Origin of the sequence: Pantoea sp. ME81, assembly GCF_903970985.1 — a bacterium.
GTDB classification, from domain to species: Bacteria; Pseudomonadota; Gammaproteobacteria; order Enterobacterales; family Enterobacteriaceae; genus Pantoea; species Pantoea communis.
Genome location: NZ_CAJCKS010000015.1, coordinates 1 through 24,435, shown reverse-complemented (window position 1 = coordinate 24,435; position 24,435 = coordinate 1). Strand labels below are relative to the sequence as shown.

27 protein-coding genes and 1 other RNA gene are annotated in these 24,435 nt (G+C 53.2%); 7 read left to right on the top strand and 21 right to left on the bottom strand.

Annotated elements, in window-relative coordinates:
• Positions 1–387 precede the first annotated feature (387 nt).
• Complete coding sequence (locus H7A81_RS04675) at positions 388–966, top strand: recombinase family protein (protein WP_182056883.1); 579 nt, start codon at positions 388–390, stop codon at positions 964–966.
• 211 nt (positions 967–1,177) lie between these two features.
• Here the strand turns inward: H7A81_RS04675 and H7A81_RS04670 are convergent, their stop codons facing one another.
• From H7A81_RS04670 to rsmI, 9 genes are all read right to left on the bottom strand, one after another.
• Entirely contained in the window at positions 1,178–1,915 is a 738-nt protein-coding gene (locus tag H7A81_RS04670) for a hypothetical protein (RefSeq protein WP_182056882.1), read from the bottom strand.
• 739 nt (positions 1,916–2,654) lie between these two features.
• Positions 2,655–3,998 carry a primase-helicase family protein gene (locus tag H7A81_RS04665; protein WP_182056881.1) on the bottom strand — a complete coding sequence of 448 codons (1,344 nt, stop codon included), beginning with the start codon at positions 3,996–3,998 and terminating at the stop codon, positions 2,655–2,657.
• The gene (locus tag H7A81_RS04660) at positions 3,971–4,168 is read right to left on the bottom strand and encodes a hypothetical protein (protein ID WP_182056880.1); all 198 of its coding nucleotides are present in this window, start codon (positions 4,166–4,168) and stop codon (positions 3,971–3,973) included. The genes H7A81_RS04665 and H7A81_RS04660 overlap by 28 nt, the downstream gene beginning before the upstream one ends.
• Positions 4,165–4,311: a hypothetical protein gene (locus tag H7A81_RS04655; RefSeq protein ID WP_182056879.1), complete on the bottom strand. Its 147-nt coding sequence runs from the start codon at positions 4,309–4,311 to the stop codon at positions 4,165–4,167. Before H7A81_RS04655 ends, H7A81_RS04660 begins: the two co-directional genes overlap by 4 nt.
• Positions 4,308–4,817 (bottom strand): hypothetical protein, encoded by a 510-nt coding sequence (locus H7A81_RS04650; RefSeq protein WP_182056878.1) that lies wholly within the window; start codon positions 4,815–4,817, stop codon positions 4,308–4,310. Before H7A81_RS04650 ends, H7A81_RS04655 begins: the two co-directional genes overlap by 4 nt.
• A 115-nt stretch (positions 4,818–4,932) precedes the next feature.
• Positions 4,933–5,277 (bottom strand): helix-turn-helix domain-containing protein, encoded by a 345-nt coding sequence (locus H7A81_RS27940; protein ID WP_370529935.1) that lies wholly within the window; start codon positions 5,275–5,277, stop codon positions 4,933–4,935.
• A gap of 91 nt (positions 5,278–5,368) precedes the next feature.
• Positions 5,369–7,006 (bottom strand): tyrosine-type recombinase/integrase, encoded by a 1,638-nt coding sequence (locus tag H7A81_RS04645; RefSeq protein ID WP_255478881.1) that lies wholly within the window; start codon positions 7,004–7,006, stop codon positions 5,369–5,371.
• A gap of 49 nt (positions 7,007–7,055) precedes the next feature.
• Positions 7,056–7,432, bottom strand: an RNA gene (gene rnpB, locus H7A81_RS04640) — RNase P RNA component class A.
• Between the two features lie 33 nt (positions 7,433–7,465).
• A complete protein-coding gene (gene rsmI / locus H7A81_RS04635) occupies positions 7,466–8,329 on the bottom strand; it encodes a 16S rRNA (cytidine(1402)-2'-O)-methyltransferase (protein WP_182056877.1) in 864 nt (287 codons plus the stop codon).
• 62 nt (positions 8,330–8,391) lie between these two features.
• Between rsmI and H7A81_RS04630 the strand changes: the two genes are divergently transcribed.
• Genes H7A81_RS04630 through dolP form a run of 4 tightly spaced genes read left to right on the top strand, consistent with a single transcriptional unit; the run spans position 8,392 to position 12,009 of the window.
• Entirely contained in the window at positions 8,392–10,467 is a 2,076-nt protein-coding gene (locus tag H7A81_RS04630; RefSeq protein WP_182056875.1) for a penicillin-binding protein activator, read from the top strand.
• Complete coding sequence (locus H7A81_RS04625) at positions 10,425–10,820, top strand: YraN family protein (RefSeq protein ID WP_045816567.1); 396 nt, start codon at positions 10,425–10,427, stop codon at positions 10,818–10,820. The genes H7A81_RS04630 and H7A81_RS04625 overlap by 43 nt, the downstream gene beginning before the upstream one ends.
• A gap of 14 nt (positions 10,821–10,834) precedes the next feature.
• Complete coding sequence (gene diaA / locus H7A81_RS04620) at positions 10,835–11,422, top strand: DnaA initiator-associating protein DiaA (protein WP_034829211.1); 588 nt, start codon at positions 10,835–10,837, stop codon at positions 11,420–11,422.
• Positions 11,423–11,436: 14 nt separating this feature from the next.
• On the top strand, positions 11,437–12,009 hold the full coding sequence (dolP, locus tag H7A81_RS04615; protein ID WP_038644509.1) for a division/outer membrane stress-associated lipid-binding lipoprotein: 573 nt from the start codon (positions 11,437–11,439) through the stop codon (positions 12,007–12,009).
• A gap of 70 nt (positions 12,010–12,079) precedes the next feature.
• Here dolP and H7A81_RS04610 read toward each other — a convergent pair whose 3' ends face one another.
• Complete coding sequence (locus H7A81_RS04610) at positions 12,080–12,781, bottom strand: pirin family protein (RefSeq protein WP_034829215.1); 702 nt, start codon at positions 12,779–12,781, stop codon at positions 12,080–12,082.
• Between the two features lie 129 nt (positions 12,782–12,910).
• On the opposite strand from H7A81_RS04610, the gene H7A81_RS04605 reads away from it, so the two are divergent.
• On the top strand, positions 12,911–13,813 hold the full coding sequence (locus tag H7A81_RS04605) for a LysR family transcriptional regulator (RefSeq protein ID WP_038644506.1): 903 nt from the start codon (positions 12,911–12,913) through the stop codon (positions 13,811–13,813).
• A gap of 127 nt (positions 13,814–13,940) precedes the next feature.
• Here H7A81_RS04605 and H7A81_RS04600 read toward each other — a convergent pair whose 3' ends face one another.
• The 11 genes from H7A81_RS04600 to pmbA form a co-directional block, all read right to left on the bottom strand.
• The gene (locus H7A81_RS04600) at positions 13,941–15,851 is read right to left on the bottom strand and encodes a transcription antiterminator (RefSeq protein ID WP_097119515.1); all 1,911 of its coding nucleotides are present in this window, start codon (positions 15,849–15,851) and stop codon (positions 13,941–13,943) included.
• 24 nt (positions 15,852–15,875) lie between these two features.
• A complete protein-coding gene (locus tag H7A81_RS04595) occupies positions 15,876–16,613 on the bottom strand; it encodes a KDGP aldolase family protein (RefSeq protein ID WP_038644502.1) in 738 nt (245 codons plus the stop codon).
• Positions 16,610–17,731 carry a DgaE family pyridoxal phosphate-dependent ammonia lyase gene (locus H7A81_RS04590; protein WP_182056873.1) on the bottom strand — a complete coding sequence of 374 codons (1,122 nt, stop codon included), beginning with the start codon at positions 17,729–17,731 and terminating at the stop codon, positions 16,610–16,612. Before H7A81_RS04590 ends, H7A81_RS04595 begins: the two co-directional genes overlap by 4 nt.
• Positions 17,715–18,848, bottom strand: coding sequence for an amidohydrolase/deacetylase family metallohydrolase (locus tag H7A81_RS04585; protein WP_166933395.1), 1,134 nt, complete (start codon positions 18,846–18,848; stop codon positions 17,715–17,717). The genes H7A81_RS04590 and H7A81_RS04585 overlap by 17 nt, the downstream gene beginning before the upstream one ends.
• A 158-nt stretch (positions 18,849–19,006) precedes the next feature.
• Entirely contained in the window at positions 19,007–19,654 is a 648-nt protein-coding gene (locus H7A81_RS04580) for a DUF4310 family protein (RefSeq protein WP_034829224.1), read from the bottom strand.
• A gap of 12 nt (positions 19,655–19,666) precedes the next feature.
• Positions 19,667–20,443 (bottom strand): DUF4311 domain-containing protein, encoded by a 777-nt coding sequence (locus H7A81_RS04575; protein WP_034829226.1) that lies wholly within the window; start codon positions 20,441–20,443, stop codon positions 19,667–19,669.
• A 25-nt stretch (positions 20,444–20,468) separates the two neighbouring features.
• Positions 20,469–20,768: a DUF4312 family protein gene (locus H7A81_RS04570; protein ID WP_034829228.1), complete on the bottom strand. Its 300-nt coding sequence runs from the start codon at positions 20,766–20,768 to the stop codon at positions 20,469–20,471.
• Positions 20,769–20,770: 2 nt separating this feature from the next.
• Positions 20,771–21,127, bottom strand: a complete 357-nt coding sequence (locus tag H7A81_RS04565) for an SFCGS family glycine-rich protein (RefSeq protein ID WP_009087404.1) — start codon at positions 21,125–21,127, stop codon at positions 20,771–20,773.
• A 17-nt stretch (positions 21,128–21,144) separates the two neighbouring features.
• The gene (locus tag H7A81_RS04560) at positions 21,145–21,483 is read right to left on the bottom strand and encodes a glycine dehydrogenase (RefSeq protein WP_034829231.1); all 339 of its coding nucleotides are present in this window, start codon (positions 21,481–21,483) and stop codon (positions 21,145–21,147) included.
• Positions 21,484–21,737: 254 nt separating this feature from the next.
• Positions 21,738–22,124 (bottom strand): cytochrome b562, encoded by a 387-nt coding sequence (cybC, locus tag H7A81_RS04555; RefSeq protein WP_034829233.1) that lies wholly within the window; start codon positions 22,122–22,124, stop codon positions 21,738–21,740.
• Positions 22,125–22,313: 189 nt separating this feature from the next.
• The gene (pmbA, locus tag H7A81_RS04550) at positions 22,314–23,654 is read right to left on the bottom strand and encodes a metalloprotease PmbA (RefSeq protein WP_045816560.1); all 1,341 of its coding nucleotides are present in this window, start codon (positions 23,652–23,654) and stop codon (positions 22,314–22,316) included.
• A gap of 116 nt (positions 23,655–23,770) precedes the next feature.
• Between pmbA and yjgA the strand changes: the two genes are divergently transcribed.
• Positions 23,771–24,319: a ribosome biogenesis factor YjgA gene (gene yjgA / locus H7A81_RS04545; RefSeq protein ID WP_034829237.1), complete on the top strand. Its 549-nt coding sequence runs from the start codon at positions 23,771–23,773 to the stop codon at positions 24,317–24,319.
• Positions 24,320–24,435: the final 116 nt, after the last annotated feature.

Genomic DNA, 24,435 nt, shown 5'->3' with positions numbered 1-24,435 from the left:
ACATTCTGAATAGATGTAACGCAGAAAAGTACAAATCACTACCTTTAAAAAATAATCTTTGGAACAATACTGTCCGGCCTCGAACACATTTACTATTCTTGGATGATTTAACTGGAAAATGGTGAAATATCATTATTATTGTTCGCAATAAATGTATATGGACTGTGGTGCTGGGCAGATTTTGCTCATCCTGTTCAATTATCACCGATCTTCTCAAAATATCTCGCGTATGCCTCATCTGCTGTTTATCAAAAAGGTATCATCAATCGTTCGTTTTATGACACCAGCTAACACCATGTAAAAATGGTATCATTAAAATAGAGTATTGACATAATGATACCAAAAATAGATTATGATACCGTTTTTGATACCACATGAGGGGATATTATGAGGCGCACCTTTGCGTACTGCCGAGTTTCGACCAGTGAGCAGACGACAGAAAACCAGGTTGTAGCCATCCGCCAGGCAGGCCATGACATCCTTGATAGTCGCGTGATATCGGAAACGGTGTCTGGTGGCGTTCAGGCAATGAAGCGTAAAGGCTTTGCTGATATGGTCACCCATAAACTGGAGAAAGGTGATCAGCTGGTGGTGTTGAAGCTGGACAGGTTGGGGCGCGATAACATCGATGTGCAACAAACTATAGCGATGCTGTTATCCAAGGGTATTGATGTAGTGTCGTTGGATCTGCCAGTACGTAATCTTACCAGCGCGGAAGGTAAGTTGATGCTGCACATGTTTTCAGCTTTCGCTGAGTTCGAAAAGTCTCGCATCGTTGAGCGTACTAAGGAGGGTCTGGCGCGGGCCAAGACCGAGGGCAAAAAGTTAGGCCGTCCGGCTGCGATTGAAACCTTTAAGCGAGTACAGCAAGCCAAATTAAGTGGACTGAGTCAGTCTAAGGTTGCACTCAAGTTAGGCTTGAGCCTACCAACAATTAAACGGAATTGGAATATCAAGGAAGCGTAAACGTCATTAGTCCAGACTGGAACTGACTGTCGGCTTTAAGTGAATATCGTAATCTCTCATATCGGAATTGAGCAAGACACTTGAAAGAGAATACTATTAACTTGCCACTTAATTAAAAACACACAACTTCATAATAAAAGTTAAAAATTATCACACCACCAATATAAATAATGACCTCCATCAGGAAGTCATTATTTATGAAATTTAACTATTATGGTTGCAAATCTTCTTCTTTTAATAGATTGCAACTAACAACCTTACTATCAAATTCTTTTATTAAAGCACTCACAGACAACCTTAATTTTTTAATAAGCTCTAATTCCAGCTTGACGTATCTGTCTTTGTGCTTTATTTTTTTATTTTTGTTTATAAAGTCTTGAGTGAGTCGACCATCTGCGTGAATCAAGAAGTGTCTAATCTCAAGATAGGGAAGAGCATTATTGATAAGTGTACTGTCGACGTTTAAAGCAAGTTTATCAGAGATTTTTTTTATTAGTTTAAGAGTGCTTTGTTCGGATTCTAAACTTTGGAATATAGAGTTTGCAACCAGTTCAGAAACCCCTTGCCAACTGCCAGAAGAAAGTATTTTAGCAGCATCTAATTTACAAGTGTGTTCCCCAACAATTCTTGCGGAATCAAATCCATTTTCAGCTGATTTGATAAGTATCATTCTTAAATAATGCGTCACCTCTTCATAAACATCCTTGATATAACCAGAGTACAATGTGGTTCTAAGATGATTTATAACTAATTCTCGACTACCATCTGAATTACTTCTTCGGGATAAATGTTTATGTTTACTACCATCTATATTTTTAATTAAATACTTAGAGTCAGGATCATTCAACTCACCCTTTAATATACCATCCCTTAAAACATCTATTAAATCAACATCATCATCAAAGTAACTTATTTTTTGTTCGAAAGCATGATAAGCTTTAGATTTCATAACAACCCTTATAATTTTAATTTAATTATTAATTCAACACTAAGAGAATTTACTTAGCGTTCTGCATTTTTATATGACATGAAAAATAATTAGCCACATCCATCCATGGTATAAACTCCCATTTCTGTTTGGGTGATATTCAACACAGCTTGTGTACCATATTAAGTTTGATCTAATAGAACTAAGCTACTTCCGTAGACCCCTTCTTTGTTCCCAATGTGTCACGAGCCTGCGAGGCTTAATTAAAACTATATATGTTTTTTTATGATTTAGCATGAGAAAAGTATCATCGCATGGATCACTGTAAGCATTGGTGCGCCTGCTGGCGAGAAATCTGTCCTGAGAATATGGCCTCCAGCAATTTATCGTGTGCGTGATAAGTTGCCCGGTGAAGGCGAACCTTGTTTAGCGATCCTGTGTTGCATATGCATTTCTCCACCAGCACCGCCTTTGTCCCTGAGCCAGGAAAAGTGCCGCCGCTTTAGGATTTGCACACGATGCTACGCTCTGCCTCCGGCTGCCCCTGTTGCTTACTGACGTGCGCCACAGTAACTACGTTGTATTTAAATGAGGTCGTGGGATTATTGGGATTGTTGGGATTATTTCGTTTATCATCTGATTTATAATGGTTTTCATTATGGATTTCGATGGGATTATTGCGGGATTACTTGCTCTATGGGTGGGATTATTTGGGCTTTTTCGACTGATGGACGCAAAAAAGGGAGCGTATAGCTCCCTGTCAGAATTGCTCTGTCGTACCGTCTGTTGCATCCTCAAGCCACTGTGCCGCCTGTTTAGGCTTCCAGTCCTTCGGGAACCAGTAGCGGGAACGGTCAACACCAGCACCATTAGTATTGATTGGCGCTTGTCGATATCCAAGTTCCTCCAGCCTGTGCTTAATCAGGTCTGCCGGTGCATCAAACAGCAAGCGAAACGATTCCATTTTGAAGACCCGGTTTGACTCCAGCCAGTCGGATAACTCGATATCCAGCATGGATCGCGATTGTTCCTGCATCTCTTCCAGTGTCTCAGTTGCTTGGCAATGATGCGGGTTGAATCCAGTTAGGTCATAGGCCATCAACCACCAGTAAACGGCATCAAGGCTACCATCCTGCGTTAGCCATTGTGCTAATCGACCGATAAATTCGCCGGTCTCCTCTGGGTTATGGCGATGCTCCATGAACCGGACGACGAACCAACGGCGCTCGCGCTCGTTCGGTGAAAAGCGGATCGGGCGTCGCTCGTTGCTGGCGAGGATAAACCGGGTATAGGTTGAAACCATCCGGGCCTGCTCCTGCTTCTCCTCGATCTGCTGGCGGCGCTCTGTCAGCAGGGATTTCAACCGGGTATGCAGCGATTTTGAGCTACTGCGACAATCGTCCAGAAACACCAGCAAATTATTGGCGATCACAGTGCTGAACTGACCAGTCAGTTTGTCATACGAACTGAGTAACGATGCCTGCCCCAGTAGAAGAGGTGCGAGAACCTGATCGAACAGGAATCCCTTCCCTGTGCCTGTCGCACTCGTCAACATGAGGTGCCATGAGGGTTTAACCTCCGGGTGCTGGAACATATGCGCCAACCATTGTACAACGGTGTGCCGCTCGTCAGCGTCCGGGAAAAGGCGCTCCAGATATTCTGTCCAGAGTGACAAATCAATACCGGCTGCGGCGGTTATCTGTGGTTCGTATGGCTTCCAGGTATTCAGAACGGGTACACCGTCCGCCTCGTATACCAGAGGGCGAGCGCCTCCGGGGATAAATTCACGCGCCGATGCGTATTTAATCCGCTGGCGGAGAATATCGTGTAGCAGGGGATTGTGACCGCTGCGTCTGTGCTCTGACTGTTTTCGCAGCCACTGTTGATAGAGGTTAGTCTCCGCGTGGAACGGATGGAATTTACCTGTCAACGTGCTGTACAGCTCTGCGCCATTTTTCCGGGACAGATAGATGAATCCCTGGTTAATCAGGTATGCCGCAAACTGGTGTGCCAGTCGCTCATGTTCGTTTTTTTCGTCAATGTAGATCCCATCGGAATCATTGGCAGCATTATCAATTATTTTTTCGTTGTTCGGGTTTGGCATTTGTACTCCACTGAGTCGTTAATGGTTTGGGTCAGGTCACTATATTTCTCGGGCTGGCTGGCGATCTCCGTCAGCAGCTTACGAACGAATACCGGCAGAGGCATATTTCCGCGCGTGGCGGTCAGCCAGTCGGCGGTTATTCCCGTCACGGTGATATCGTAAATTTTCATCGTTTTTCCTCTGGCTGGACGGGTAGCGATCTGTAGCGCTCCGGGTTGGCTTCCCGGATTTTTCGAGCAGCGGCAATGGCTCGCTCCAGTGCGTCAGGATCGATATATGCGGGCACTGCTGGCCCGCTTTTGGTATCGGTCATACAATCGATCCAGTCAGGAGCATATCGCGGAGGAGCTTTCGCATACCGTCTTGTTCTGTGGCTGCGGCTTCCTCAGCAAGGCGCTTTTTCTCGTTGGCTGCGTCTTGTACCAGTTTGTCGACTTCGCGTTCCATCGCGTTTGCCAGCTCGTCGTGATAGCTATCTTCAACCTGTCGTTTCAGGTCGGCAATCTCCCGCTCCACCAGCGATTCTGGTTTGCGCAGCGTGATTGCCATATTCCCTGAACTACCAGCGAGATATATCGATTGGGGAATGCCGATATCGTACCGCCAACCCTCCAGAATCCGCTCCTGTAGCTGTTGCATTGCAAGTGCTGCCGGGGCGTTGAAGCGCTGAGTGGTGCTGGTGGCTGTGTATCTATGGACGGCGTTATCAATCCGCGCTGCCAGTACGGTGGCGTCAGGTTTGAACCGTTCTGCGACTTCGCTCAGGAATGCCTGTAGATCGCTCTCAGCGGCTTTATGGGCCTGTCTTTTAGTAGTCATAATTGTCTCCATAATCGGTTGGAAATGGGCGTAAAAGCCCAATGGCGCTCTGTGGTGAGCGTCATTTGTTGTGACCGTGTAGTGCGATCATCTCGTCAATGTTTTTGTGTACGGCTTACGCGTACTCTGTATAGAAGCTCTGCCCGCACGCAGGGCAATGCTGAGGCCTGTCCGTGAGGAACCGGAACCAGCGGGTTACTTCGGAGCGTCCAAACGTAACACCTGCAAGCCTATTGGTTTCAAGCGCAGTCAATGCCCGATAAGCTGTAGATAACGGGAGATCGACGTAATTTGAAACCATCTCAGCGGTTACAGGAATATCGGTTGTGTTCAGGTAGTGCAGGACGTTGATCCTTGGGGTTGTCGCACGCAGGTCAACGGTATTCAGTAGTGTTGCCAGTTGGATTCGCTCTTCATCGGTGGGAAATGTGAAAGCGGCTGGCGTGGGCGTTACATACATTATGCTCCTTATGATGATGGGAAGGGATTTCACCCTACCCACTGATTTTACAGCATTTCCTTTTAAAAATCAACCTTGATGAGATTGATTATCATTTAAACCAATCAAAACATTTCACTACTGGTAGTAAATCAGAAACAGTGAATCGGTGGGTGTAACGTTGCGTCTGCCCTATGTTTGAATGCTCATGACCAACCACCTGTTGCACAAGTTGTGTGTTGTTAGTCTTTTGAACTTCGGTGATAAAAGTGTGGCGTAAACTATGTACGATACGTCGGCTTTTGTAGTCGTCCATATAATCGATATCCAACGTCTCACGTATAACATGGAAAATACGAGTAAGTTGCGTACTGTTAGTTATTTCAGGAAAGAGCTTTTCACCCGCCGCTTTACCTTTCACATATGCTAAGAAACCCATCTCAACGAGACGAGGCGCAAGGGGAACTTGTCGCGTCCCGGCATCCGTTTTGCTGTCCTCAATCATGATATAGTGCCACTGGCTGTCGTCATCAAAGCGAATATCCGATACCGTCAGTTTCGATATCTCAGCACGTCTGGCACCAGTATATGACAGTAACAAGAACACCCATTTCTTCCAGTCTTCAAGTGTCGTGAAGTGCTCAACCAGTCTTCGCATCTCTGTACGGCTATAGTTGCCATAACTCTTGCTTTGAGCTTCGTATCTGACTTTATCCGTTGGCGCTGTATCCAGCGCTCCGATTTCCATGGTTAAGTAGGTGGAAAATAGCCCCTGACAAAGTTTCAGATAATCTCTAACTGTCTTGCTCGATATGAGATCGTCATCAGGAATTTCATCCAGATCGAGACATTGTTGGATCGTCATTTTGTTGTATGGCTTCTTGTTCTGACGTGGCAGTCCTTCAACTACTTCGAGCAAATTTTTGATATCGCGTCGGGTAATATCTGTAACTGATGTATCAGATCCCAGCACCGCTTTGATCACCTCGAAATATTTTTCATTACCCTGCCGAATCTGCGGCTTCCAGTCGGATTTAAACCTGACAAACCCCTCCCACGCCTGAGAGAGCGTAATGACGGGTTTCGATGGTTTGTGGGGTTTATCTGCTGGAATGGAGGAATATTCGCGGTCTGGTCGCATAGAACTGACGATCTGACGATAATCAGAATTACGGTTCTCCATAAAGGCCAAGTGTGCATCGCAATAATGCCTCCAGAGAAGATCATACTCTGATGCCAGATAATCGATTTCATTCTCCATGCCAGTAAGATCAAACTGACTACTAAGTTCCTCAATGACTGTATCTGTCGATATCGGTTCAACATCATTCTTAAAGGTTCCATCAAGCAGTTGCCCGAAATCAAACGCACTACGTTTTTCATGAGCTAATGAACCTGATTCTCGCAGGGTGCTACGTACAGTTGATGGGATGTTTTTGGCTGCGCTATAAAATCCTATCTGAATGCTAAGCAAATAGTTATCAATGTCTTTTTGTTCTAACCGCTTCATTTTCTGCACGATATCCAATAGTTGGGCTGGCTCCATCCTCGCCGATTTAACGAGAGAAATGAATATTGAAAGGCGGGAAGAAATGAATTTTGCTCTGCTGGCAGAATCGCAGCTCAGAGAAGCGCGAAAGAGACGCCCTGCTGGTAATCTGAAATGAAGGCTGTAGCGATTGCCACGCTTGAGGATATTGGGGATGGAACAACCGTTGGTGTGTCTCTTCTGTATCACAGTCTGTGTCACATTTTCACCTTTAAAGGCCTGAGACACACCAACGTATTGTTTTTCAAAAAGTCGAAACTGACCGATAAGCCGGGTTCTGTCGTGGACAGTCATTCATCTAGGCCAGCAATCGCTCACTGGCTCAAGCAGCCTACCCGGGTTCAGTACGGGCCGTACCTTGTGAACCCCTATTTGGCCTTGCTCCGGGTGGAGTTTACCGTGCCACGAACTGTTGCCAGCCGCGCGGTGCGCTCTTACCGCACCCTTTCACCCTTACCTGATCCCATTACTGGGCCATCGGCGGTTTGCTCTCTGTTGCACTGGTCGTAGGCTTGCGCCCCCCAGGCGTTACCTGGCACCCTGCCCTATGGAGCCCGGACTTTCCTCCCCTCTGCCCGTCTCCCCCGAAAGGGACGACGACAAAGCGGCGACTGTCTGGTCAGCTTCGGCGCGGGATAATAGGCGATCCGCCCGCGTTTGTCACGCCTCTTGCTGCTCCAGCGCGTACTTATACAGGGCGTTCTTCTTAACGCCATGAATTTCCGCCGTTAACGCAGCGGCTTTTTTCAGCGGCAGCTCAGTCTGCAGCAACGCCAGGGTGCGCAACGCTTCGGCAGGCAGCGCTTCGTCATCGGCATTGTGCCCTTCAGCAATCAGCACCATCTCGCCTTTGCGACGGTTTTCATCTTCCAGTACCCAGGCCAGCAGTTCGCCCACCGGCGCGCCCTGGATGGTTTCCCAGGTTTTGGTGATTTCACGCGCCAGCACCACATAGCGATCTGCACCCCATACGCTCACCATATCTTGCAGGCTATCGATCAAACGGTGCGTGGATTCATAAAAAATGAGGGTACGTGGTTCATTCTCAAGGGAGCGCAGCACATCGCAGCGGCCTTTACTCTTGGCGGGCAGAAATCCTTCGTAACAGAAACGATCTGACGGTAACCCCGCCGCACTTAATGCTGTAATCGCCGCGCAGGCACCCGGCAACGGAACCACGCGCACACCTGCTTCACGGCAGCGACGTACCAGATGATAGCCAGGATCGTTGATTAATGGCGTGCCCGCATCCGAGACCAGCGCAATGCTCTGGCCTTCTTGCAGCTTGGCTAACAACACTTCTGCTTTCTGTTGTTCGTTGTGGTCGTGAAGTGCGAACAGTCGCGCATTGATGGCGAAATGTTGTAGCAACAGCCCGGTATGACGTGTATCTTCCGCTGCGACCAGATCGACGCTCGCAAGCACCGTCAGCGCACGCTGCGTGATATCACCCAGGTTACCGATCGGGGTAGGAACGATATAGAGCGTGCTGGCAGAAATCTCTGCCCGATCGAGTTGTTTCATTGTTTCATCCGAATTGCCGATTTAATATTGAGCATCTAGAAAAAAACATCACTGGATACAGTATGCTTCCTTCAAAAGTCGTACGTCATAAAGCAGGACGCTTTGTACCTGTTCTTCTCGCTGGACTGATTTTAGCCGCCTGTAGCGGCCAGGGACCGCAGCAAACCTCCAACGTCAATATTCAGGGGCCTGCTACTGGCCGGTCTGACTATTATCTGCAGCAGGTGCAGCAAAGCAGCGATGATAGCAAGACCGACTGGCAATTACTTGCCATCCGTGCCCTGTTGAAGGAAGGAAAGTATCCGCAGGCTAACGATCAGATCTCGCAACTGCCACAGCAGCTCTCTGCAGTGCAGCAGCAGGAGCTGCAATTACTGCGCGCGCAGATGCAGATTGGTCAGCAGGATTTCGGCGGCGCTCAGCAGACGCTGGGTCAGGTGAAGACTGATGGCCTGTCTCAGGATCAGCAGGTGCGCTACTACGCACTGCAAATCGCTGCGGCGCAGAATCGCCCTTCACTCGCGCTCTTACGCGCCTATATTGCTCAGGAGCCGTTGCTGCAAGGCGCCGACCACCAGAGCAATATTGACGCCACCTGGCAAGCTCTGACGCAAATGACGCAGGATCAGCTGAACAGCCTGGTGATTAACGCCAATGAGAACACCCTGCAAGGCTGGCTGGATCTGCTCAACACCTGGCACACCAACAGCCAGGATCCGCAGATGCTGAAAGCGGCGATCAAAGACTGGCAGACACGTTATCCGCAAAACCCGGGTGCGAAAACATTACCAACGCAGCTTAGCCAGGTGCAAAACTTCACCAAAGCCTCGACCAGCACCATCGCGCTACTGCTGCCGCTGAATGGCCAGGCACAGGTTTTTGCCAATGCGATTCAGAAAGGTTTTAACGATGCCAAAAATGGCGTGTTAACTGCACCAGCCCCGCAACCCGCCCCTGCCGCTACAGCGGCAACCGATGCCAATGGCCAGCCGTCAGCACAACAGCCTGGCGACGCGAACGCACAGCAGCCTGCCGATGCTAACGCTGCCGCTAACGCAGTTGTCAGCCCGGCCATGGCAGGTAATATGCCGCCACAGGCCGAACAGCCGCAGCCCGCAGCACAACCGGCGACTACGGCGGCTCAGCCGGACAGCAACGCTCAGGTTAAAGTTTATGACACCAGCAGTCAGCCGATTGCCCAGGTAATGCAGCAGGCTCAGCAAGATGGCGCGACCATCGTGGTGGGCCCACTGTTGAAAAACGACGTGGAATCGGTGGTGAACAGCCAGACGCCACTCAACGTGCTGGCGCTGAACGAGCCAGAACAGATCCAGAACCATCCGAATATTTGTTATTTTGCGCTTTCTCCTGAAGACGAAGCGCGCGATGCCGCGCACCATATCTACGAGCAAGGCAAACGCCAGCCATTACTGCTGGTACCGCGTAGCAGCTATGGCGATCGCGTCAGCAAGGCGTTCGCACAGGAGTGGCAGCAACTCGGCGGTTCCACCGTACTGCAACAGCGTTTCGGTGGCGTTTCTGAGCTGAAACAAGGTATTAATAGCGGAGCCGGTATCGCATTGAGTGGCACGCCGCTGACAGTTGAACAGCCGCAGTCTGCCGGCGTGGCTGTTGCGGGCCTGACCATTCCAGCGCCGCAAACCACCCCGCCAGCGCCAACGACCGATGCCAGCGGCGGCAGTGTGGATGCAGTGTACATCGTGGCCAGCCAGGATGAGCTGCAACTGATCAAGCCGATGATCGCGATGCGCACCAGCAGCCGCAACAACATCGCGCTGTACGCCAGTTCGCGCAGCGCACAGGCGGGTGCAGGTCCAGACTTCCGTCTGGAAATGGATGGCCTGCAGTTCAGTGATATTCCGCTGCTCTCCGGCAACAATCCGGGCCTGATGCAGCAGGCGGCGAAGTCGTTTAACAACGATTATTCGCTGGTTCGCCTCTACGCGATGGGCATTGATGCCTGGACGCTGGCGAATCACTTTAACCAGATGCGTCAGGTGCCTGGCTTTGCCATTGACGGCAACACCGGCAAGCTGAGCGCCGACACGGATTGCGTGATCAACAGGAAGTTGGCATGGAACCAGTATCGTCAGGGACAAATCGTTCCGGTGCAGTAAACCGCCAGCGCATTGGCGCTGAGCAGGAGCAGCAGGCGCGTGGCTATCTGGAGCGCGCCGGGCTGCGATGGGTTGCCAGCAACGTGCGTTGCCGCAGTGGGGAAATTGACCTCATTATGCAAGACGCCGATTGCTGGGTGTTTGTCGAAGTGCGCTATCGACGCGATGCGCGCTACGGCGGTGCCGCCGCCAGCGTGACGCGCCAGAAACAACAAAAGCTGCTGCGTACGGCTGCATGGTGGTTGCTGGCACGCGGCGGCAGTTTTGATACGGTGAATTGCCGTTTTGACATCATTGCCATTACCGGGCGTGAGCTGGAATGGCTGCCCGATGCCTTTAATGCCGATGGATAGAACCAGGTGGTCTTGTGCAGGACAGAATTAAAGCGTGTTTTACCGAAAGTATTCAGACTCAAATCGCCGCTGCGGAGGCACTGCCGGATGCGATTTCTCGCGCCGCTATGACGCTGGTGCAGTCGCTGCTGAACGGTAACAAAATCCTGAGTTGTGGTAACGGTGCTTCATCGGCCAATGCTCAGCATTTTGCCGCCAGTATGATTAACCGTTTTGAGACCGAGCGCCCCAGCCTGCCTGCGCTGGCACTGAGCGCCGACAATGTCATGCTGACGGCGATCGGCAACGATCGTCTCCACGATGAAGTTTATGCCAAGCAGGTTCGCGCGCTTGGTCAGGCCGGTGATGTGCTGCTGGCTATTTCAACCCGTGGCAACACCCGCGATATTGTTAAAGCGGTTGAAGCTGCGGTGACTCGCGATATGACTATCGTCGCGCTGACCGGCCATGATGGCGGTGAGCTGGCGGGCCTGTTGGGTCCGCACGATGTGGAAATTCGCATTCCGTCACATCGCAGTGCACGCATTCAGGAGATGCATATGCTGACGCTGAACTGCCTGTGTGATTTGATTGATAACACTTTGTTCCCACACCAGGAATGACTGAAGGAGCTCAAATGAAAGCATTGAACGCTGTCGCCATTCTTTTAACTGCCATGATGCTGCAAGGCTGTGTTGCCGTTGTGGCAGGCGGCGCCGCTGTGGCGACCAAAACAGCAACGGACCCGCGCACCGTCGGTACGCAAGTGGATGATGGTACGCTGGAACTGCGTGTCACTAATGCACTGGCTAAAGATGAACAAATTAAAAACCAGGCGCGCGTCGTGGTCACCGCTTATCAGGGCAAAGTACTGCTGACCGGCCAATCACCATCGGCGGATTTGGCGAGCCGCGCCAAGCAGATTGCGATGGGCGTGGATGGTGCCACCGAAGTGTATAACGAAATCCGTACCGGCCAGAAAGTGAGCCTCGGCACGTCATCATCCGATACCTGGATCACCACCAAAATCCGCTCGCAGCTGCTGGGTAGCGATCAGGTGAAATCCTCGAACGTGAAAGTGACCACGGAAAACGGTGAAGTGTTCCTGCTGGGTCTGGTGACACAACAGGAAGCCACTGCGGCGGCCGATGTGGCCAGTCGTGTAAGCGGTGTGAAACACGTAACGACCGCGTTCACCATCCTGAAGTAATCTGCAGTTGACGGGCGCAGTCAGCTGCGCCCCGACCACAGACAAGGGCAGCCTCAGCGGGCTGCCTTTTTTATGCCGGTAAATCGATGACGAGGGCACGTAGCGGCGTTTTCGCCTGCAACGTAATCTGCTGTTCTTCACTCAAGAACGCGCCGTCACCGCAGCTCAGTAACTCCTGATTGGCGCTACTTGCCTGCAGATCCAACGAACCGTGGATAGATTGCAGATAGGCACGAGGGCCGTTCAGTTTCACCGTATGCTGCTCACCGGGTGCGAGTATCACTTGATGGACCCAAACTTGCTGACGCAGTTGCAGGCTGCCATCCACGCCGTCTGGCGAGGCCAGCAAGAAACGGGTCTGCTGCGGCACAGCGATTTTCTGCAGCAGCGGATTCTCTCGATCCGGGCAGGCCGCCAGCCACAGTTGCATGCGTGTTAGCGGGTGATCTTTGCTGATATTGATTTCACTGTAGTTCACGCCCTGCCGCGCCGACAACAGCATGGCTTCGCCTTCCCGCGCGATCAGGTGGTTGCCTTCGCTATCGCGGTACTCTGCTTCGCCTTGCAACACCAGGTTCAGCACATCCACCTGCGGATAGCTGCGTGGCTGGAACGCCGCACCGGGTGCCAGCACTTCCTGATTAAGCACACGCAATGAAGCGTAGCCCATTAATTTCGGGTCAAAATAGTGGCCAAAAGAGAAGCTGTATCGCGCCTGCAACCAACCAAAATCGGCCTGGCCACATGCTGACGCGCAGCGGGTTGTCATCATGATTTACCTCCGACGCACTGCGGTGAGATTCGACCACAGGCTTTATACGTTAATGGTAAAAGGCTGGACGCCGGATTGTTAGCCAGTTAATCTGCCTGGCATATTCAAATTTACTGACAGAGAACCGGCATGGCAAAAGACCGCGCGTTAACCCTCGAAGCTTTACGTGTGATGGATGCTATCGATCGTCGTGGCAGCTTTGCTGCGGCAGCCGATGAACTGGGCCGCGTTCCCTCTGCATTGAGCTACACCATGCAGAAACTGGAAGAAGAGTTGGATGTGGTTCTATTTGATCGATCTGGCCATCGCACCAAGTTCACCAATGTCGGGCGTATGCTACTGGAGCGTGGGCGCGTGCTGCTGGAAGCGGCCGATAAACTCACCACCGATGCCGAAGCGCTGGCTCGCGGTTGGGAAACCCATCTCACCATCGTGGCCGAAGCGCTGATCCCCACCAACCTGCTGTTCCCTGTCGTTGAAAAACTGGCGGAGAAAGCCAACACGCAGATTTCACTGGTCACCGAAGTATTGGCCGGTGCCTGGGAGCGCCTGGAACAAGGCCGCGCGGATATCGTGATTGCGCCTGATATGCACTTCCGTGCCTCAACCGAGATCAACACCCGTAAGCTTTACAGCATTATGAGCGTGTACGTGGCCAGTCCGGATCACCCGATTCATCAGGAAGCCGAGCCGCTGTCTGAAGTGACGCGCGTGAAGTATCGCGGTATCGCGGTGGCGGATACCGCGCGCGAACGCCCGGTGTTAACGGTGCAGCTGCTGGATAAACAGCAACGCCTGACGGTGAGCAGCATGGATGATAAACGCCGAGCGCTGCTGGCGGGGTTGGGAGTCGCCACCATGCCTTATCCGATGGTGGAACAGGATATCGCCGAAGGCCGTCTGCGTGTGGTGAGTGCCGAATACACCCGTGAAGTGGATATCATTATGGCGTGGCGCCGCGATAGCATGGGTGAAGCCAAGGCGTGGTGCCTGCGTGAAATCCCGCGGTTGCTGGCGAAGCAGCGTAGCTGATTAAGACCAGGCCGGCATAAATACTGACTCTACCCCAACAGTGTAGCGGGATATTCATCGCAAACATCACGAGCCGGGATGCGTGCCGGACGTTGTAGTGCTGGCTTCATCCGGCCCTGGTTTACCATCACATCCGGCTCAGACAATCGATCGCCACCGCTTTAAAGCTGACGAAATCCGCGCAATCGCGCAATCGGGTCATCGCCCGCTCGCGCAGGAAAGTAACGAACAGATCGTAAATCGCCATCGCCTCTTCGTATTCGCTTTTGCTGATCGCCAGCAGGAAAATCACCGAAGCGGTTTCATCACCCCAGCTCACGCCATGCGGCGCCAGCACGGTGTACACCACGGTTTTCTTCGCCAGCAATCCCAGTGAGTGTGGCAGCGCAATGCCTTCGCCGAGCAAGGTGCTGACAATCGCTTCTCGCTCTTCGACGGAGGGATAAAAATCCGCATCCACACAGCCTTCTGACTCCAGCTGATCGCACAACACGCGGAACAGCGCGGATTGCGTCATCGGCTTATCCAGCACCATAAAGTGCTGTGCATCGAAGTATTTTTCCAGCATGTAAGGCCGTGTGCGATCCACCAGCACCAGCTTACCCAACTGCTCCAGCTGGAACTCGGTCGGGAACGGCGACATCACCGCAATCGGCTTATTCTTCTCACTCAAACGCACGGTGGAAATCACGAAATCTTCGTCAATGTGTTCGCGCATCTCGTAATCACGCTGCGACAAACGCGCCGTGACCACCAACTGCGGGTATTTACGCAGCAGCAGCGCTTCAATCATGCGCAGTGTGGAGTTGCCGCTGTCGCACACCAGCAGCACCTGCGGATGGCGTTGATAGCCGACATCGTAATGCCGCTCTAGCCCGACACCGATGTGCAGCACCAGAAAACCGATTTCGTTCTCGCTGATGCTATAAGGCGTGTATTTTCCCCAGCTGGTGACCGCCGCCAGCGTCACGTCATACGCCATCGGATAGTGCTGTTTGATGTTACTCAGCAGTGGGTTGGGGATGTGAATCTGGTAGCGCACCCGGGTAATCATAGTTTTGATATGGGTGAGCAGATCGGCCCGCAGCTGCTCATCCTGCTGCAAGCGGTAGTTGTAATGGGTGTTGATGTAGTTCAGCAGGTAATCGACTAACGCATCGGCGTCATCAGCATTAATGGTGCTGGGCGACAGCGCCTGAATCTGCCGGGCGGCGATATTGACGCGCAGCCAGTTCTCTTCCGCCTGCGAGATCGGTTTCCCGACCAGCGGCTGCATCAGATTCACCAGATGATGCGCGGCTTCGCGCACCTCATCACCGACATCTTCTGCGCCGGGATCGTTGAGCGGGAAACCTTCGCTGATGCGTCGCACCGCCACCGCACAGTAAATTTGCAGATAGCGCTCGCCCTCATCGCTCAGGCGAATCGCATACTGATTAAAGCAGTGCTGCAACAGCGGTTCCAGCTGTGCCAGGATGCCGCTGTGCAGCGCTTCCACCGTCAACAGCGGGCTGTCGGGCATCTCCTGATCAATTTGCCACAGCAAATCCGTCAGGCAGGTGCGGATCGCCGCTTCGCTGCCGAACAACTTCATGCCGTAATGCGGCTTGGTTTCGATATTCAGATGATAGCGGCCAAGCCATTCTCGCACCTCCGCCATGTCGCTTTGCAGGGTGGCACGGCTGACAAACCACTCTTCCGACAGGTCTTCCAACTTGAGTGAATAGGCGGCGGTGAGAAAACGCGTGAGCAAATAGCGTACGCGATCCTGAGAAGTGCGCGGCACGCGCAGCGGCGCGGCGCTCTCTTCCTGCAGACGGTCAAAAAGCGCCACATCATCGATCTTCAGCTGATATCCCGCGCCGCGCGCCAGTACGAACTGTGCGCCGTGTTGCTCCAGCAGCGCATTCAGCGCGGTGATATCGGTGCGCACCGTGCGCGTTGAAACAGAAAAGCGGCGCGCCAGCTCATCCTGCGGCAGCGTTTCGTTTTGCAGCGCAGCGAAAAGTTGGGCCAGACGCTGATTGGGAAATCTCACGGAGCTTCACCTGTGACTCGTTTGTTACAGCAGTTTCTTGCACGTTGCCAGAAGCTGACGCACATCGTCAATGCGCGTGTCGCCAGTGGCACTGTCGATGATCGAACTATAGACGTGTGGAATCACTTTGCTGACGCCCGCATCGAGTGCAATCTGCACAATGGCTTCGAAGTTATTGAGATCGATGCCGCCGGTCGGTTCCAGCCAGAAGTCGTGACGCGCACAGGCTTCAGCAACGGCACGGTACTCATTCACCGCTTTTAAGCCGCCCATCGGGAAGTATTTCACCGAACTGCCGCCCATGTCCTGCAGCATGGCGATAGCGCTGTCGATCGGCACAATCGCATCTTCCAGTTGCGAGCTGCGCGGTCCGGTGGAAATTTTCACCAGTCCCGGCGTGCCGGTTGGTGAAATCAAACCGTTGACCACGGTGTGATTCTGCCCGAGCAGCGCGCGGCTGGTCGCCACACCGGTAAACACCTGGTTCACGTGCTGCGGTTGCAGCACCGCTGAGATCTCACTCACCATCGCCGACTGATTCGGATCGCCCGCGCCCAGTCCGACGGACAGCGCGTTGTCGATCAGTGCCGCGTACTCACGCATATCGGCAATCGCTTCTTCATTGCTCGCGTAATTTTTTGATAACACACCCACCAGCACGTGGCCTTCTGCGGCCTGCCAGATCTCTTTGGCGTTCTGTTTAGAACCGGCCAGCACGTTGAGGCACAGACGGCCCTGATAAAAATTCGGGTTCAGACTCATGCGCGTTTTCCTCCGCTGAGTAACGCCTGGATACGGCTAAAAATAATATGCAACTGATCGGCACTGACGCTGCGCACGTCGGCTTCGATAATGCCTTCATTGGCCTTGTAGCCACGGAAGTAGATAGCGATGTCGCCGGTTTTCAACGCCTGCACCAGCTCGCCGGTTGGCCATTGTGTGACGGCTTCATCGAACTTGATCTCAGCACGGGCGATATCGCGGCCCGCCGCATCCCACACTACGCGTGCGGACACACCATTCAGCGTATTGAGGTTGTCGATAAACGGCGTCATGTTGGCGACCATCTCAGCGCCGGTGGTTTTCGGCTGCACCAGATAGTTTTCAATCGCCTGCGTCAGACCGAGAATCCCCTCTTTACCGACTTTCATCGCGCGGCCAATGCCGTTGCTCTGACGTTTTACCCACTCAACGTACTGAGTGCGGCCAATCACCAGACCGCTGGTCGGCCCTTCGATCGCCTTGGCGCCGCTGTAGATCACCAGGTCCGCGCCCATCTGGTAGTAGCACTGCAGATCTTCTTCTGCCGCCGCATCCACGATTAACGGGATACCGTGTTTACGCGCGACTACCGCCGCCTGCTCCACACTTAGGTGGCTCTTCTGCACGCAGTGGTGTGATTTGATGTAAAGCAGCGCCGCCGTGGTTGGCGTGATGGCCGCAGCCAGCTGTTCTGGCGAACATTCGTTGCTGTAGCCGGCTTCCACCAGACGTCCGCCGCCCAGCGCCACCATCGCCCCCACCGGCGCGCCGAAGTTCACGTTATGGCCTTTCGGCACCACGATATCGTGCGGCACGGTCAGCGGCGCGGCATGCAGGTTGTCCAGCAGCCAGTCGTTATCTTTAACGATCACCGCCGCCACGCTCTGTGCGATGCCCGCAGAGGCGCAGGAGACCACCACCGCGCTCTCGACATCCAGCAGTTTAGCGATATACGCGCCGGTTTTATTGACCAGATCTTTGATCTCGAAATAGTGATTCAAACCGTAGCTGACGGTCTCGACCACATCGGCAGAAGGCGTTGAAACACCAAGAATGGTCATACGACCGGAGGCATTGATGACCTGTTTCAGGTCATATTTTTCATAAATCGAAGACATGATTGGCTTTCCCTTCATCAGTCAGATGCCACTTACCCGCGATAACCACGGCCAGCGGCAGCAAATGTTGCTCACCCAAAACCCGTTCGCCTTCAGCATCAACGAACGGGCGGGCTTCCTCTTTGACGGTAAAAATGGTCAGGTCGGCGTCATAACCTTCGGTTAAGCGCCCTTTGCCCGCTAAGCGCAGGCCAGCAGCGGCATTACCGGTGACGCAGTCGATAACCTGCGGCAGCGTCATGCCAATGCTGAAGAATTTCGACATCACATGCGCCAGGCTATGTACCGGGCCGTTGATGCGGTTGCGACAGTAAATGTCCGAGCTAATGGTGTCGGGCAGAATACCCTGCGCGATGGCCTGACGGGCCACTTCAAAGCTGAAGCTGGCACTACCATGGCCGATATCCAGCTTCACGCCGCGCGCGATGGCATTTTTCACCGCGGCTTTCAGTTCGCCCTGCGGCGACAGAATGCGGTTGGGTTTGCCGTTGAAGCAGTGAGTGATGATGTCACCGGAGGTGAGCAAATCGGCGATCTCTTCCAGCACCGGCGGGTTGTTGCCGATGTGCACCATCAGCGGCAGATTTCCCGCCGCCTGCTGAATGGCTTTGGCGCGAATCAGCGGCTGAATGCCATTTTCACCCACCACGCTGCTGCTCATGCGCGCTTTTAATCCCACGATAAAGTCCGGGCGACGTTTCACCGCCTGCACCACCGCATCACCGTCGATTTGCGCCATATCCGCCAGTTCGTTCTGGGTGATGATGCCGGTGCGTGAGATGTTGATCAGCGCGCGTACTTCAGTGGTGGCGGAACGGGTGAGCTGATAGAAATCGTCGATATGATCCGCGCCGGTGCTGCCTGCATCAACCACGGTAGTGACGCCCTGCGCCATCCCAATCGCATCGGCTTCATCGTGATAAATCGGGGATTTGGGATAGCAGTGCACGTGGCTGTCGATCCAACCCGCACTGACGTAGTAGCGCCCTGCTAAATCGCGCTCCTGCTGAGCTGAACCGCTGACGTCGCCGACCGCAGCAATCTTGCCGTGCTGGATGGCGATATCCACCAGCTGTTCGTCGCACAAACGCGCGCGGCGCAGAATCAGATCAAACATATTTACTCCTTAACAACCTGCATTCAGCCTGGTGCACATGAATACGCACCCTTCGGAATCTGCATCACATCTGTGCGGGGGCATCAATACGCCCCCACAGAATGCGCTGTTCAATCGTAGGGTCGCCGTGAAGGGCGACCGTTAAATCGGAAACAGCTTTACAGCGAAACCGGGAACATCGCGCCTAACGCCATGGCACCTAAAATCGCGCCACCGGTGATCGGTTTGTTCCACAGATAAAACAACAACGCACCCACCAGCGAACCGATGCCAATCGGAATCGATGCCGCCATCGCAGACAGGATAATCAACGGCCCAAGGAAGCGGCCGGAAGCATTACCTGCGCCCATCATCACGTCCGCACCGTAGGTGGAGTCGCTCTGATTGATGGTGAACTTACGCGCCAGGATAATCAGATAGCCAATCGCTAAACCCACCACCAGGCCCGTTGCCAGTGACGCGGCAAAGTTCGCCACCGGGAACACGATGCCCGCACCGAGCAGCAAGGCCGGAACGCCCAGCCCGACACCGGTTTGAATCGCACCGCCAATATCCAGAATCCCGACCAGCGAACCCTCGATGATGCGGGCAAACAGGAAGCTGGCACCAAACGCCGCCACGGCGCCATACACGCCGGTTTCCATGCCGGAACGCAGCATTGAAACAAACGCCACTTCGTTAAACGCGCCAATGCCGTACAGGTAATACATGTGCGTACCGGCAAACACCCCGGCGGACAGCAGGCCAACAAAGATCGGGAAAGACCAGTCGGCGTACCAGAACCCTTTGTTTTCGGTCTCGTTCATTCTCAAGGCTCCTTATTTGCCGCTCAGGCTGTTGTGAATCATGTCCAGCCAGCCAGGAATGCCAAGTTGGAAGGATTGCAGCAGTTTCATGTCGAAACCACGGAAGAAGCCACTCAGAGCGAACAGCAGCACAATCGCGAACATCATCACTTTAGTGACTTTGTTCCAGCCGCTCTCTTCCACGCCTTTACCAATCAGGATACCCAGCACCAGACCCGGTACGGCATTGCCCATGATCAACTGCGCCAGACCACCAAAGATGGTCGCCCAGAAACCGGATTTCTTACCGGCATCAATCGCTGCCAGCCAGAAGATCACCGGCATTACGGTGTTCACCAGCAGGTTGGCCGCCGGTACCAGCACTTTAACCGCCGTAACCTGTAATGCCGCTGGCACCGCAGAAGCGGTACTGTTGAGGAACGCCACCACGATCATGCCGATGATGCCGCAGGCAATCGCCATGCGTTTCGGGTTGTGCAGGGTTTCCGCGACGTTACGATTTTTCACCATCAACGCAGCCGCGCCCCAGTTGGGCAGAATGCGGTGGTCAACGTCCTGTGTGAAGGAGCCTGCCGCCACAGACGATGCCCAGGCGTTAAAGAAGAAGCCAAGACCAAAGGAGAAGTGCGATGCAGGATCGCCTTCACAGGAATTGAGTTCACCCAAGGTACGAAACGCGCCCATACCTTGAGTGGTCGGTGCATGGAACATGCGCGCTGCGCCCGCTCCTACTCCAACGCCAACCAATCCACCAATGATCAACGACTTAAACAAAATGATTAAAAACATGTTGTTGTACCCTTTGTTGTCGTTTTTATTTCGTCGCGATGAAATCCACCTTATCGGTGTCGATCACGGTGACGCTGACGGTGATTTCCAGCTCGACGCTGTAATTCCGTCGTTCGCGCGCCAGAAAGAAGAACAAGAACTTCTCTGTGCGTACGCTCTCCTGCGCGCGCAGCACCCGCACATCTATGGGTTCAATGCGCAACAGAATCTTTTGGCTGGTGCGCAGCACTTGCTGCTGCACCTTGCTCAGTGCATCGGAAAAGGCTTTCGCTTTGCTGTCGCCTTTGCCCTGCACCGTGACCTGCGTCTCGTATTGCTGTTTCATGCTTAGCTGCCGTGTTTTTTATTCCAGGCCTGCACCAGACGTTCACCCAGCTCTTCTTTATCCATAAAGCCAAAGCCCAGCACGGTGGCGCCTTCGTTGATGGCGGTCACGCCTTCATCAATCGAACGCATACCGTGTTTGGCTTTGTAGCCATATTTGTTTTGCGCAGTGATGGCACCCGCGCCGCCGCTGCCGCAGAAAGAGATGCCGAAGTCGGCGTTTTCCGCTTTCATCACATCGCCCAGCTTCATGTCCGCTGCGACGCCCGGCACCACCACGGCACGGCCGCCTGCTTTCTCAATCCCTGCTGCGACTTTCTGACCTTTACCCAGACGATCACCAATCACGACTGTTACCATGTTCAATTCCTCTCGATTTATGCTTCGTTGGATTTCGCCACTTCGATATGCACCGATAACAACCAGGCTTCTTCTTTGGGCAGATTGCCAAACAGATCCACCACCTGCTGTGCCAGCGCCATGGTTTCTGGCGAGATATCTTCAAACAGTTCGGCTTCCACTTCCGGCAAGGCTTCTCCCGTGAGGGAACGCGCTGCCATCGCCCGTACATGCGAGGCCAGCATTTGCTGCTGCACGGCATTGGCTTCGATGTGGTGCGCGGCGTAGATCGCCGCAATCTGCTTCAACGTGTTATCCGCCAACGCCTGAATGGCTTCTGGCGTACTCGGTTTCAGCGGGACAGCTTCACTCCTCACCTTGCTACTCCTGTTTACTGCGGATAATTAGAGATAATTCGCGTTAGAAAGAAATTACGCTTTCCGCTTCAGGCTGTGGAGACGCATCTTTTCCACCTCAAAGTGGAAATCCCACGGGCGTGTGTGCGCCAGATCGCACTACGCATGAAGTGTGCGAAACAGGTCACAAAAATGCGGGTTATGCCGGAAATCGATGCATTTAAACGGAGGGAATGCGAGTGGAGATAAGGCCAGCCAGGGGGCTGGCCGGGTTATCAGCGGAATTTCTTATGGTTGGCGTTACGAATATCTTCCAGCTTCTTCGCTTCAGTTTTGGCTTCATCGAGCTTGTTGGCTTTCGCCAACTGATCGACGACATCAATCTGCGCAATCAGAGAATCAAGACCGGCGTGATAATCCTTAATCTGGGCGCTATCGGCAGCCTGACCTTCCAGTTTTTCCGGCGTGGATTTTTTAGCATCCTCCGCCGCCTGGCGCATCTTGCCGAGCGCGGTTTGCATTTCCTGAGCATCGGAGGTTTTTTTCACCACGCTCAGGCCATCTTTCAGGGTATCCATATCATTCTTCAGGTCAGCGGCGAATACGCTAGCCGAGGAGAACAACAGCGAGAGAGACAACATTGCAATCACATGCTTACGCATAAAAATATCCTTATTTACCCGTCATCCTTCACGTTCCAGGTGCATTGGCTGCGCTCACTGAACTCAGTTACTCATGTAAGCTCCTGAGAATTCATTGACTTGCCACCTTCCTTTAACGCGAATGATTGAGGGTATTATTATTGGCAAAAAAAAAGCAGCCACGTGGGCTGCTTTCATGAAGCGATGTCTTTATTGTCCGGCGATTTTCATCTCCGGCAGCAGCACCGACCCGCATTGTATATTGCTGCGCGTTTCAATGTCGTTACCGAGCGTTACCATATTGAGCCACATATCCTTGAGGTTGCCCGCAATTGTGATCTCACTCACAGGATATTGGATTTCACCGTTCTCAACCCAGAAGCCTGAGGCACCGCGCGAATAGTCACCGGTCATGGCACTCACGCTGGAGCCCATCATTTCGGTGACCACCAGGCCACGGCCCATCTGCTTCAGCATATCTTCAAAGCTATGTCCCTGCCCTGCAATGCGCCAGTTGTGAATGCCGCCGGCATGGCCGGTGCTCTGCAGGCCAAGCTTGCGTGCCGAATAGCTGGTCAGCAGCCAGTTTTGCAGCACGCCATCTTTGATGATGTCACGCGCCTGGGTACGCACGCCTTCGCTGTCGAACGGCGTAGACGCCAGCCCTTTCAGCAGGTGCGGCTTCTCTTCAATCGTCAGCCACTCAGGCAAAATCTGTTTGCCGAGTGAATCCAGCAGGAAAGTCGCTTTACGATAGACACTGCCGCCGCTGATCATGCCGACCAGATGGCCAAACAGACCCGTCGCCACTTCCGGCGCGAAGATCACCGGCGCTTTCATGGTTGGCAGTTTGCGCGGCGCCAGGCGTGACAACACGCGACGTGCGCACTCTTGTCCCACCCAATCCGCAGTTTGCAGATCGTCAATGGAACGGCCGATGGTGTAGGCGTAATCGCGCTCCATGTTGCCATCCTGCTCGGCAATCACACAGCTGGAGAGCGAATGGCGGCTGGAGCAGTAGCTCTGCAACATGCCGTGGCTGTTACCGAACACTTTGATGCCGACGTGGCTGTTGAAGCTGCCGCCTTCGGTATTGGTAATGCGCTTGTCAGCCTGCAGCGACGCCTGTTCGGCCTGTGCAGCCCATTCGATAGCGCGATCGGCATCGATCTCCCACGGATGGTAAAGATCGAGATCCGGCGCTTCAAATGCCAGCAGATCGGGATCAGCCGGGGCACCAAAAGGATCAACCGAGGTGTAACGCGCAATGTCGATCGCCGCCTGCACGGTGCGTTTAATCGCATCCGGGCTGAGGTCGGTTGAAGAAGCACTGCCTTTGCGGTTCTGATGATAGACGGTGATGCCAAGTGCACCATCGCTGTTGAATTCGACGTTTTCCACTTCGCCATAGCGGGTACTGACGCCGATGCCGGTGGTTTTGGTCACCGCGACTTCTGCTCCATCAGTGCTGGCTTTCGCCAGTTCCAGCGCCTGCGCGACAGCCTGTTCTAACACTTTACGTTGTTCTGCAACCTGAGTAGATACGTTCATCGACCTGCCGTCTAATCTTAAGTATGAATTTATTGAGTCTATCAGACTCAGAGAACAATTTCGCAGTCGCCCGATAAACTGGTAGGATTAGCCTCTTTTTTTTAGGGAGCCAAGAGATGACCAAGCAGCCCGATGACTGGCTCGACGATGTGCCAGATAATCAAAACGAAGAAGATGAAGACGAAGAGATTATCTGGGTCAGCAAAAGCGAAATTAAACGCGACGCCGAAGAGCTGAAACGCCTGGGCGCCGAGTTAGTTGATCTGGGGAAAAACTCCCTCGACAAAATTCCACTCGACGATGATCTGCGTGCCGCCATTGAGCTGGCACAGCGTATTAAAAAGGAAGGCCGTCGCCGCCAGTTGCAGCTGATCGGTAAGATGTTGCGCGCGCGCGATGAAGATCCGATTCGTCAGGCACTGGATAAGCTGAAGAACCGCCATAACCAGCAGGTGGCGCTGTTCCATAAACTCGAGCAACTGCGCGATCGCATGATCGAGAAAGGCGATGATGCGATCGCAGAAGTGATTAACCTCTATCCGCAGGCCGATCGCCAGCAGCTGCGTACCATGATCCGTAATGCGCAGAAAGAGAAAGCCGCTAACAAACCACCGAAAGCCACCCGTCAGATCTTCCAGTATCTGCGCGAGCTGGCAGAGGCGTAAGTTTGCCGCGTGCATAAAAAGGGTCGCCAGTGGGCGACCCTTTTTAGTTTGGGCGGTTAACAGAGCGTCATCAAACCCAGTGGCAACCCCGATTAAAGGGTCGCCACGCCATCAAC

What these genes read in the sequence shown, in the direction of transcription:
- H7A81_RS04675 (WP_182056883.1), top strand. Translation starts at nt 388, where the DNA reads ATGAGGCGCACCTTTGCGTACTGCCGAGTTTCGACCAGTGAGCAGACG.
- H7A81_RS04670 (WP_182056882.1), bottom strand. Translation starts at nt 1,915, where the DNA reads ATGAAATCTAAAGCTTATCATGCTTTCGAACAAAAAATAAGTTACTTT.
- H7A81_RS04665 (WP_182056881.1), bottom strand. Translation starts at nt 3,998, where the DNA reads ATGCCAAACCCGAACAACGAAAAAATAATTGATAATGCTGCCAATGAT.
- H7A81_RS04660 (WP_182056880.1), bottom strand. Translation starts at nt 4,168, where the DNA reads ATGAAAATTTACGATATCACCGTGACGGGAATAACCGCCGACTGGCTG.
- H7A81_RS04655 (WP_182056879.1), bottom strand. Translation starts at nt 4,311, where the DNA reads ATGACCGATACCAAAAGCGGGCCAGCAGTGCCCGCATATATCGATCCT.
- H7A81_RS04650 (WP_182056878.1), bottom strand. Translation starts at nt 4,817, where the DNA reads ATGACTACTAAAAGACAGGCCCATAAAGCCGCTGAGAGCGATCTACAG.
- H7A81_RS27940 (WP_370529935.1), bottom strand. Translation starts at nt 5,277, where the DNA reads ATGTATGTAACGCCCACGCCAGCCGCTTTCACATTTCCCACCGATGAA.
- rsmI (WP_182056877.1), bottom strand. Translation starts at nt 8,329, where the DNA reads ATGAAACAACTCGATCGGGCAGAGATTTCTGCCAGCACGCTCTATATC.
- H7A81_RS04630 (WP_182056875.1), top strand. Translation starts at nt 8,392, where the DNA reads ATGCTTCCTTCAAAAGTCGTACGTCATAAAGCAGGACGCTTTGTACCT.
- H7A81_RS04625 (WP_045816567.1), top strand. Translation starts at nt 10,425, where the DNA reads ATGGAACCAGTATCGTCAGGGACAAATCGTTCCGGTGCAGTAAACCGC.
- dolP (WP_038644509.1), top strand. Translation starts at nt 11,437, where the DNA reads ATGAAAGCATTGAACGCTGTCGCCATTCTTTTAACTGCCATGATGCTG.
- H7A81_RS04610 (WP_034829215.1), bottom strand. Translation starts at nt 12,781, where the DNA reads ATGATGACAACCCGCTGCGCGTCAGCATGTGGCCAGGCCGATTTTGGT.
- H7A81_RS04605 (WP_038644506.1), top strand. Translation starts at nt 12,911, where the DNA reads ATGGCAAAAGACCGCGCGTTAACCCTCGAAGCTTTACGTGTGATGGAT.
- H7A81_RS04595 (WP_038644502.1), bottom strand. Translation starts at nt 16,613, where the DNA reads ATGAGTCTGAACCCGAATTTTTATCAGGGCCGTCTGTGCCTCAACGTG.
- H7A81_RS04590 (WP_182056873.1), bottom strand. Translation starts at nt 17,731, where the DNA reads ATGTCTTCGATTTATGAAAAATATGACCTGAAACAGGTCATCAATGCC.
- H7A81_RS04585 (WP_166933395.1), bottom strand. Translation starts at nt 18,848, where the DNA reads ATGTTTGATCTGATTCTGCGCCGCGCGCGTTTGTGCGACGAACAGCTG.
- H7A81_RS04580 (WP_034829224.1), bottom strand. Translation starts at nt 19,654, where the DNA reads ATGAACGAGACCGAAAACAAAGGGTTCTGGTACGCCGACTGGTCTTTC.
- H7A81_RS04575 (WP_034829226.1), bottom strand. Translation starts at nt 20,443, where the DNA reads ATGTTTTTAATCATTTTGTTTAAGTCGTTGATCATTGGTGGATTGGTT.
- H7A81_RS04570 (WP_034829228.1), bottom strand. Translation starts at nt 20,768, where the DNA reads ATGAAACAGCAATACGAGACGCAGGTCACGGTGCAGGGCAAAGGCGAC.
- H7A81_RS04565 (WP_009087404.1), bottom strand. Translation starts at nt 21,127, where the DNA reads ATGGTAACAGTCGTGATTGGTGATCGTCTGGGTAAAGGTCAGAAAGTC.
- cybC (WP_034829233.1), bottom strand. Translation starts at nt 22,124, where the DNA reads ATGCGTAAGCATGTGATTGCAATGTTGTCTCTCTCGCTGTTGTTCTCC.
- pmbA (WP_045816560.1), bottom strand. Translation starts at nt 23,654, where the DNA reads ATGAACGTATCTACTCAGGTTGCAGAACAACGTAAAGTGTTAGAACAG.
- yjgA (WP_034829237.1), top strand. Translation starts at nt 23,771, where the DNA reads ATGACCAAGCAGCCCGATGACTGGCTCGACGATGTGCCAGATAATCAA.